This window comes from Serratia nevei (assembly GCF_024160145.1).
In the GTDB taxonomy this organism is placed as follows: domain Bacteria; phylum Pseudomonadota; class Gammaproteobacteria; order Enterobacterales; family Enterobacteriaceae; genus Serratia; species Serratia nevei_A.
In genome coordinates this window covers 1-433 of the sequence record NZ_JAMYWQ010000154.1, presented here as the reverse complement: position 1 = coordinate 433, position 433 = coordinate 1, and the positions used below count along the sequence as shown (strand labels likewise).

Below are 433 nucleotides of genomic sequence, written 5' to 3'. Positions count from 1 at the left end.
CCTCTATCCATCCCTTCAATTCCTTTGAGTTTTAGCCTTGCGGCCGTACTCCCCAGGCGGGACACTTAATGCGTTAGCTTCGGCACTGGCGGGGTTGATACCACCAACACCTAGTGTCCATCGTTTACGGCTAGGACTACCAGGGTATCTAATCCCGTTTGCTCCCCTAGCTTTCGCGCCTCAGCGTCAAGAACAGGCCAGGTAGTCGCCTTCGCCACTGGTGTTCCTCCCGATATCTACGCATTTCACCACTACACCGGGAATTCCACTACCCTCTCCTGCCTTCGAGTCGATCAGTATCGAATGACCCTCCCCAGTTGAGCCGGGGGCTTTCACACTCGACTTGATCGACCGCCTGCGCGCTCTTTACGCCCAGTAAATCCGGACAACGCTTGTCACCTACGTATTACCGCGGCTGCTGGCACATCACGTT

1 rRNA gene is annotated in these 433 nt (G+C 55.7%); it reads right to left on the bottom strand.

The features are described from left to right. Positions 1–433, bottom strand: a 16S ribosomal RNA gene (locus M6G53_RS25200); the annotation flags it as partial.